This is a genomic window from Streptomyces sp. NPDC001100, from assembly GCF_053598575.1.
Genome location: NZ_JBSFKO010000004.1, coordinates 23,298 through 31,741 on the forward strand (window position 1 = coordinate 23,298; position 8,444 = coordinate 31,741).

At 69.4% G+C, this 8,444-nt stretch carries 6 protein-coding genes; 4 read left to right on the forward strand and 2 right to left on the reverse strand.

Annotation, left to right across the window (positions count from 1 at the left end; all coding sequences use genetic code 11):
• Positions 1-7: 7 nt before the first annotated feature.
• On the reverse strand, positions 8-1,420 hold the full coding sequence (locus ACWDEW_RS06510; protein WP_450510212.1) for a sulfatase family protein: 1,413 nt from the start codon (positions 1,418-1,420) through the stop codon (positions 8-10).
• A gap of 137 nt (positions 1,421-1,557) precedes the next feature.
• A complete protein-coding gene (gene glgX / locus ACWDEW_RS06515; RefSeq protein ID WP_450510214.1) occupies positions 1,558-3,849 on the reverse strand; it encodes a glycogen debranching protein GlgX in 2,292 nt (763 codons plus the stop codon).
• A 152-nt stretch (positions 3,850-4,001) separates the two neighbouring features.
• On the opposite strand from glgX, the gene ACWDEW_RS06520 reads away from it, so the two are divergent.
• The 4 genes from ACWDEW_RS06520 to ACWDEW_RS06535 all read left to right on the forward strand — a co-directional run bounded on the left by ACWDEW_RS06520 (position 4,002) and on the right by ACWDEW_RS06535 (position 8,345).
• Entirely contained in the window at positions 4,002-5,234 is a 1,233-nt protein-coding gene (locus ACWDEW_RS06520; RefSeq protein WP_450510216.1) for an Ig-like domain-containing protein, read from the forward strand.
• Between the two features lie 218 nt (positions 5,235-5,452).
• Positions 5,453-6,703: a L,D-transpeptidase gene (locus ACWDEW_RS06525; protein ID WP_450510218.1), complete on the forward strand. Its 1,251-nt coding sequence runs from the start codon at positions 5,453-5,455 to the stop codon at positions 6,701-6,703.
• A gap of 85 nt (positions 6,704-6,788) precedes the next feature.
• Positions 6,789-7,556 carry an enoyl-CoA hydratase/isomerase family protein gene (locus ACWDEW_RS06530; protein ID WP_450510220.1) on the forward strand — a complete coding sequence of 256 codons (768 nt, stop codon included), beginning with the start codon at positions 6,789-6,791 and terminating at the stop codon, positions 7,554-7,556.
• 285 nt (positions 7,557-7,841) lie between these two features.
• Entirely contained in the window at positions 7,842-8,345 is a 504-nt protein-coding gene (locus tag ACWDEW_RS06535; protein ID WP_019074483.1) for an ATP-binding protein, read from the forward strand.
• Positions 8,346-8,444 lie beyond the last annotated feature (99 nt).

Genomic DNA, 8,444 nt, shown 5'->3' on the forward strand with positions numbered 1-8,444 from the left:
TTCTCGGTCAGTCCGGGTAGGGGAGGAGGCCGGAGGCGATGTGCTCCCAGGCCGCCTTCAGCTCGGCGAGCAACTCCGGTTCGTCGGGGGCGAGGTCGGCCTGCTCGCGCAGATCGGCGGCGAGGTCGAAGAGGTGGTCGTCGCCGTCCTCGTCCTGGTAGTACTTCCAACCGCCGCGCCGCAGCGCCCGGTTGGCCTCCACCCGCCAGAACAGGTCCCGTTCGGGCAGCTCCTCGCCCTTCAGCAGATAGCCCGCGAGGCTGGTGCCGTCCAGCGGATACGCCGGGTCGGGGCGGGCGCCGGCCAGCTCCAGGAAGGTCGCGGTCCAGTCGGGGGAGAAGTTCGGCTCGTGGCTGACCTGGTCGCCGTCGAGCCGGTGCGGCCAGCGCACGATCGTCGGCACCCGGATGCCGCCCTCCTGGAGCACGAACTTCTCGCCGCTCAACGGCCAGAGGTAGGACCAGCGTTCACCGCCGTTGTCGCTGGCGAAGTACACCAGCGTGTGCTCCTCCTGCCCGGACCGGCGCAGCGCGGCCAGTACCTCGCCGACGGCCGCGTCGAGGCTCTGCACCATCTCCGTGTACTTCGCGACCGAGCCGCCGTCCCACTGGTTGAGGGCGTCGCTGATCTCCAGCCGGCTGGTGGCCGCCCGGATCTTCGCGGCGATCTCGGCGCCGGTCTCCGCGTCGCCCTCGGCGAGCCAGGGCCAGTGCGGGGTGGTGAAGTTGAGGTTCAGCAGCCACGGCTTGGCGTGCCCGCGGCCGACGTACTCCACCGCCCGCTCGGTCAGCACCTGGGTGTAGTAGCGCAGGTCCTGGTAGGTGGCGTCACCCTCGTAGAGGTCGTAGTCGCCGAGCTGACCGAGCTTGGAGAAGTACTCCAGGACACCGCCGTGGTTGCCGAAGAACTCGTCCCAGCCCGACTTCGTGGGGCTGTACTCGGGCAGCCAGCCGCAGTGCCACTTGCCGATCATGGCGGTGGAGTAGCCCACCTTCTTCAGCAGGGAGGCGAGGGTGGGGTGGCTGGGGTCGAGTCCCTGCGACCGGTTGTTGATCGGCTCGGCCAGGCCGCCCGGTGTACGGCCGGGATAGCGTCCGGTGTAGAGGCTGAACCGGGTCGGGGAGCAGGTCGCCGAGCCCGAGTACGCGTCGGTGAACCGCACCCCCTGCCGGGCCAGCCCGTCCAGGTTCGGTGTCTTGATGTGCGGGGCGCCGTAGGAGGAGAGGTCGGCCCAGCCCAGGTCGTCGCCGAGGATGACGAGGAGGTTGGGACGTCTCCCGGAGGCGGCGGGGCGGGCCTTGAACAGGCGTTCCGCAGGGGCCTGTTCGGCGGCCTCGGCGCTGGCGGCCGTACCGGCGACGGCGGTGACGGCACCACCACCGACGAGGCCACCGAAGGCACGGCGGGTTAACTCGGGCATGCGGGTTCCTTTGGGGAGGCAGTGGAATCGACGAGGGGCGTGCCCTCCATGCGATCAGCCGACCCGCCCCCGTGCCCAGGCATCTGCCCGGGAGTTCACGGAGCTGAAACGTCGCCCCGGTCGGCCCCCTCCGCCCCTCAGCCCACCCTCAGCAACAGCACCGACCGGGCCGGCACGGTGATCGCCGACCCCGCCCGGTGCACCACCCCGGGCGCTTCGCCCTGCTCCTCCCGTGAGGTGTCGACGACCACCTCGTACCGTTCCGCCCACGGGGGCCCCGGCAGCACGAAGCTCACCGGGCGGTCGCCCGCGTGGAGTACGGCGAGGAAGCTGTCGTCGAGGATCGGGTCTCCGCGTTCGTCGCGGCCGGGGATGTCCCGCCCGGAGAGGTACATGCCGAGGGTGGCGGCGGGCGCGTACCAGTCCCGTTCAGTCATCTCCGTGCCGCGCGCGGTGAACCAGGCCAAGTCCCTTATGCCGTCCGCCGAATGGGCCCGCCCGGAGAAGAACGCCCGGCGGCGCAGCACCGGGTGGCGGTGGCGCAGGTCGATCAGCCGGGCGGTGAGGTCGGTCAACGCCCGCCAGCCCGGGTCGTCCCGCAGCTCCCAGTCCACCCAACTGATCTCGTTGTCCTGGCAGTAGGCGTTGTTGTTGCCGCGCTGCGTCCGCCCCAGCTCGTCGCCCGCGACCAGCATCGGCACGCCCGTGGAGAGCAGCAGCGTCGTGAGGAGGTTCCTCAACTGCCGTCGCCGCAGGGCCTGTACGCGCTCGTCGTCGGTCTCGCCCTCGACCCCGCAGTTCCAGGACCGGTTGTCGTCCGTGCCGTCCCGGTTGCCCTCGCCGTTGGCCTCGTTGTGCTTGCGCTCGTACGACACCAGGTCCCGGAGCGTGTAACCATCGTGCGCCGTAATGAAGTTGACGGAGGCGTACGGGCGCCGGCCGCCCCACGCGTACAGGTCGCTCGACCCCGACAGCCGGTACCCGAGGTCCCGCACGTCCGGCAGCGCGCCGCGCCAGAAGTCCCGGACGGCGTTGCGATAGCGGTCGTTCCACTCCGTCCACAGGGGCGGGAAGGCGCCCACCTGGTAGCCGCCGGAGCCGACGTCCCAGGGCTCGGCGATCAGCTTCACCCGTCGTAGCACCGGGTCTTGAGCGATCACGGCGAGGAAGGGCGACAGCATGTCGACGTCGTGCATCGAGCGGGCCAGCGCCGCCGCGAGGTCGAAGCGGAAGCCGTCGACGCCCATCTCGGTGACCCAGTAACGGAGGGAGTCGGTGATGAGGCGGAGGACGTGCGGCTGGACGACGTGCAGGGTGTTGCCGCAGCCGGTGTAGTCGGCGTAGCGGCGGGCGTCGCTCTGCAGGCGGTAGTAGCCGCGGTTGTCGATGCCCTTCAACGACAGCATCGGGCCCAACTCACCAGCTTCCGCAGTGTGGTTGTAGACCACGTCGAGAATGACCTCGATCCCGGCCTCGTGCAGCGCGCGCACCATCCGCTTGAACTCGCCGACCTGCTGACCCGCCGTACCGGTCGCCGCGTAGGCCGCGTGCGGGGCGAAGTAGCCGATGGAGTTGTAACCCCAGTAGTTCTTCAGGCCCTTGCGCAGCAGATGGTCCTCGTGCGCGAACTGGTGGACGGGCAGGAGTTCCACGGCCGTCACGCCCAGTTTCACCAGGTGCTCGATCGCGGCCGGGTGCGCCAACCCGGCGTAGGTGCCCCGGAGTTCCTCGGGTATCCCGGGGTGCAGCTTGGTGAAGCCGCCCACGTGGAGTTCGTAGATCACCGAATCCGCCCACGGGGTCTTCGGGCGGCGGTCGTCCATCCACTCGTCGTCGGTGGTGTCGTCGTGGACCACGACACCCTTGGGAACGTGGGGTGCCGAGTCGCGGTCGTCGCGCACGGTGTCCGCGACCTGCTGCTGCGGCCAGTCCCGGACATGCGCGTACACCTCGGGCGGCAGCCCGAACTCGCCGTCCACCGCCCGCGCGTACGGGTCCAGGAGCAGCTTCGCCGGGTTCCAGCGGGCGCCGGTCCACGGGTCCCAGCGGCCGTGCACCCGGAAGCCGTAGCGCTGCCCGGGCAGGACACCCGGCAGGAAGCCGTGCCAGATCTCGTGCGTCAGCTCGGTCAGCGGGGCACGGGTCTCCACCCCCCGCTCGTCGAAGAGGCACAGCTCGACCGCCTCCGCGCCCCCCGCCCACAGCGCGAAGTTGGTGCCCGCCACCCCGTCCGGGCCGACCCGGAACCGGGCCCCCAGCGGCATCGGCGTCCCCGGCCACACGGGCACGGTCGGTGCTGGGTGCGGGGCGCCGTTCAGCACGGGGGCGGCACGTGGTGCCGGGAGGGCCTCCACGGCACGCTCCACCGGCACGCCGTCGCCGTCGACGCGCCCCTCCTGCACGGCCTCCTGCTCGGCTGCGCTCGACACCGTCCGGCCTCCTGCGGCTCATGGAACGACGAGGTGAAGGGCGCCCGACGTCCCGGTCGCGAGCCCCTGTCCTGTCATCCTCCCCACTGTTCTGCCCAGAGCTTGGGTCGCACTCACGTTTCCCTGAGGCAGGGCCGCTCGTTGGGCACCCCGTGAGGCATGCACAAGGGCGCGCGCGGCGCGCAGGGGTCGCACTGGCCGCCGTACTGACATGGGCAGGACTGCTGGCCGGAGCCACCGGCTGTACTTCCGACAACTCGGGCGGAGGCGGCATCGACGAGCTCTTCGGCAAGGCACCGGCGCCCGAGGACGTGATCCGGATCTCGCCCGACGACACCGCCAAGGGCGTCAAACCCGACCAGCGGCTGCTGGTCAAGGTGCCCAGCGGGCGCCTGGAGTCGGTGCAGGTCGTCAAGGAGCAGGACGCCCAGGACACCCCCGTCCCCGGCCGTGTCTCCGACGACGGACTGCGCTGGGAACCGGAGGACCCGAAACTCGCCCTCGCCGCCCGGTACACCGTCGACGCGGTCGCCCTCGACGGCGACGGGCGCCGCTCCGCCCGGCACACCACGTTCACCACCTACGTCCCCGACGAACGGTTCATCGGATACGTCACCCCGGAGAACCGCGCGACCGTCGGCACCGGGATGATCGTCTCCCTCGGCTTCAACCGGGAGATCGAGAACCGGGCCGCCGTCGAGCGCGCGATCCACGTCACCGCGAAGCCGGCCGTGGAGGTCCGCCCGCACTGGTTCGGCAAGGCGCGCCTCGACTTCCGCCCCGAGTCCTACTGGAAACCCGGCACCCAGGTCACCGTCTCCCTCCGCCTGCGCGACGTGGAAGGCGCACCCGGCGTCTACGGCCTCCAGTACAAGACGTTCTCCTTCACCGTCGGCCGCAGCCAGGTCTCCCTGGTCGACGCGGCCAAGCACACCATGGAGGTACGGCGCGACGGCGACCTCCTGGCCACCGTGCCGATCACCGCCGGTGCCCCCGGGCGGACGACGTACAACGGGAAAATGGTGGTCATGGAGATGCTGGAGGTGACTCGTATGAACAGCCGCACGGTCGGCTTCGGCGGCGAGTACGACATCCCCGACGTCCCGCACGCCATGAAGCTCACCGACTCCGGCACCTTCCTGCACGGCAACTACTGGGCGCCGGACGCTCCGGGACACGTCAACGTCAGCCACGGGTGTGTGGGGTTGAGGGACGTCAAGGGCGGCGGCTCTGACACCCCGGCCGGGTGGTTCTTCGACCGCAGTATCGTCGGGGACGTGGTCGAGGTCGTGCACAGCAACGACAAACAGGTCGCTCCGGACAATGGTCTCGGCGGGTGGAACATGGGTTGGACGCAGTGGAAGGCGGGCAGTGCCCTCAAGTGATCGGTGCCTTCAAGCGACCGGTGCTTTCAAGTGACCTGTGCCTGCGAGTGATCGGAGCGGGGGCGGGGAGCCTGTGTCGGGCGGCAGTTGAAGTTGCGACCGAACGGTGACATTTGCCTGACACGAAGCTCAAATCCTGGCGGTTAATATGCGCGGACGCGCACGTCAGATGCGCAAAGGGGTGCGGGCCGGACCGGGCCCGGCGAGGGGAGAAAGTCTTGAACGTGCGACCGATATCGGGGGCGTCGGTTGACGCGCGCGGCCGGAGAAACAAGGGCTTGCTGGCGCTGATCCTCGGCGTGCTGCTGCTCGCCGTCACCGCGTGCGGAGGCGGTGGTGGGGGCTCCAACTCCGGTTCCGGTTCCGGCGACAGCAAGGACAAGGCCTCGGACACGGCCCAGACCAAGCAGTCACAGGCCGTCGTCACCATCGCCCCCAAGGACGGCTCGAAGGCGGTCGACACCAGCGGCGCTCTCAAGATCAGCGCCGCGAAGGGCAAGTTGACCGAGGTCACCGTGAAGGACGCCGGTGGTGCCAAGGTCGACGGCGCGATCACCGGCGGCGGCGCGACCTGGACTCCCGCGACGCATCTCGCCGCCTCCACCAAGTACACCGTGCACGCGGTGGCCAAGGACTCCGCGGGCCGGGTCGCCGCCGAGGACTCCAGCTTCACCACACTGACCCCGGCGAACACCTTCGTCGGCTACTTCACCCCCGAGGACGGCTCCACGGTCGGCGTCGGCATGCCGTTCTCCATCCGCTTCACCCGGGGTATCACGCACCCCGAGGACGTGAAGAAGGCGATCAGCATCACGACCTCGCCGGCCGTCGACGTCGAGGGCCACTGGTTCGGCAACGACCGCCTCGACTTCCGCCCCGAGAACTACTGGAAGTCCGGCACCAAGGTCACCGTCAAGCTCAACCTCGACGGCGTCGAAGGCCGTTCGGGCGTCTACGGCAAGCAGACCAAGACGGTCAAGTTCACCATCGGCCGCAACCAGGTCTCCATCGTCGACGCCAAGAAGCACACGATGAAGGTCACCCAGGACGGCAGGACCATCAAGACCATCCCGGTCACCACCGGCAAGCCCGGCTACGACACCTGGAACGGCCAGATGGTCATGAGCGAGAAGCTCACCGTGACCCGGATGAACGGTGACACGGTCGGCTACGGCGGCGAGTACGACATCAAGGACGTCCCGCACGCCACCCGCCTGACCGACTCCGGCACCTTCGTCCACGGCAACTACTGGGGCGGCGACGCCTTCGGCAACTACAACGCCAGCCACGGCTGCATAGGCCTCCGTGACGTCAAGGGCGGTTACAGCAAGACCGTCCCGGCCGCGTGGTTCTTCAACCACTCGATCCTCGGTGACGTCGTGGTCGTCAAGAACTCCAACGACGCGACCGTGGCACCCGACAACGGGCTCAACGGCTGGAACATGTCGTGGGCCAAGTGGACGGCGTGACGCTCTCCTAGACACGTACTGCGGGCCCGGCGCTGTGACCGACAGCACCGGGCCCGTTGTCGTTAGCGCACGTTAACCTGCGTGCATGACCGTGAATCTCGAAGTCGCCGAGGGCGTCGGCACCATCCGCCTCGACCGCCCGCCGATGAACGCGCTGGACACCGCCACCCAGGACCGCCTCAAGGAACTCGCCGAGGAGGCCACGCGCCGCGAGGACGTGCGGGCCGTGGTGATCTACGGCGGGGAGAAGGTGTTCGCGGCGGGCGCGGACATCAAGGAGATGCAGCGTATGGACCACGCGGCCATGGTCGTGCGGTCGCGCGCGCTGCAGGACTCGTTCACCGCGGTGGCCCGGATCCCCAAGCCGGTGGTCGCGGCCGTCACCGGCTACGCGCTGGGCGGGGGCTGCGAGTTGGCGCTGTGCGCGGACTTCCGGATCGCGGCGGACAACGCCAAGTTGGGGCAGCCGGAGATCCTGCTCGGTCTGATTCCGGGTGCGGGCGGCACTCAGCGGCTGGCCCGGCTGATCGGCCCGTCGAAGGCGAAGGACCTCATCTTCACCGGCCGTATGGTCAAGGCCGAGGAGGCGCTCCAACTGGGCCTGGTGGACCGGCTGGTGCCGGCCGCCGAGGTGTACGCGGAGGCGCACGGGTGGGCGGCGAAGCTCGCGCAGGGACCGGCGATCGCGCTCCGTGCGGCGAAGGAAGCGATCGACACCGGTCTGGAGACGGACATCGAGACCGGGCTCGCGGTCGAACGCACCTGGTTCGCGGGGCTGTTCGCGACCGAGGACCGTGAGATCGGGATGCGCAGTTTCGTCGAAGAGGGCCCCGGCAAGGCGAAGTTCCGCTGAACCGGACGGTCAAATACCGCTCAGCCACTTGCAATTGACGCGATGTCTCATACAGGTACCTCGACGGGATGGTTTATGGGAACCTTAAGGTGACCTTAAGCCTGCCTTGTCGAGGGAGCCTGTCGATTGCCGCCAACAGAGCCTTCACCGCAGGTCGGAGGGGTTGCGGCCGACACCGAAATGCCTTTGGCATATGCCAATCGGATGTCGCGGAACGGGTGCTTCCAGGGGGCGTATTCCTCCGGAACCGCCCCGGAGGCCGTTCGAGGCGGCCATGATGGACGCATGGCGGGGCTGGAAGGTATCGGACAGCCGCGGGGACAAGGCCGTGCGACCGCGGCGCGCTGGTCGCCTGCGGTCGAGGACGAGCGGGCGCTCAAGGCGATCGAGTTGTTCGGTGATCCGACGGAGGCGGAAGTTCCGCTCCCGTCCCGCCCCGAGTCCGCCGCCGCGGCCCGCCGGCTCACCCAGATCGTCGTCCTGCGGCACTGGGGACTCAGCCCGAAAATGACCGAGGACGCCGTCCTGCTGGTTTCGGAACTGGTCGGAAACGCCGTACGGCACACGGGCGCCCGGGTGTTCGGACTGCGGATGAAGCGCCGCCGTGGCTGGATCCGCGTCGAGGTCCGCGATCCCTCCCGGGGTCTGCCCTGCCTGATGCCGGTCCAGGAGATGGACCTGAGCGGTCGCGGCCTGTTCCTCGTCGACAAACTCTCCGACCGCTGGGGAGTCGATCTGCTGCCGCGGGGCAAGACGACGTGGTTCGAGATGCGGGTCGCTGATCGCTGATCGCTCCGCTGTGGAGGGCGGGGCGGGTTGTCGGTTGTCTGCGGCGCCGTTGTGGCTGGTCGCGCCCGCACGGCGGGGCCGCACATGGATACCGTCCCG

Bases quoted from the DNA above. Each gene is read 5' to 3' on its own strand.
- ACWDEW_RS06510 (WP_450510212.1), bottom strand. From the start codon at position 1,420: ATGCCCGAGTTAACCCGCCGTGCCTTCGGTGGCCTCGTCGGTGGTGGT.
- ACWDEW_RS06530 (WP_450510220.1), top strand. From the start codon at position 6,789: ATGACCGTGAATCTCGAAGTCGCCGAGGGCGTCGGCACCATCCGCCTC.
- ACWDEW_RS06535 (WP_019074483.1), top strand. From the start codon at position 7,842: ATGGCGGGGCTGGAAGGTATCGGACAGCCGCGGGGACAAGGCCGTGCG.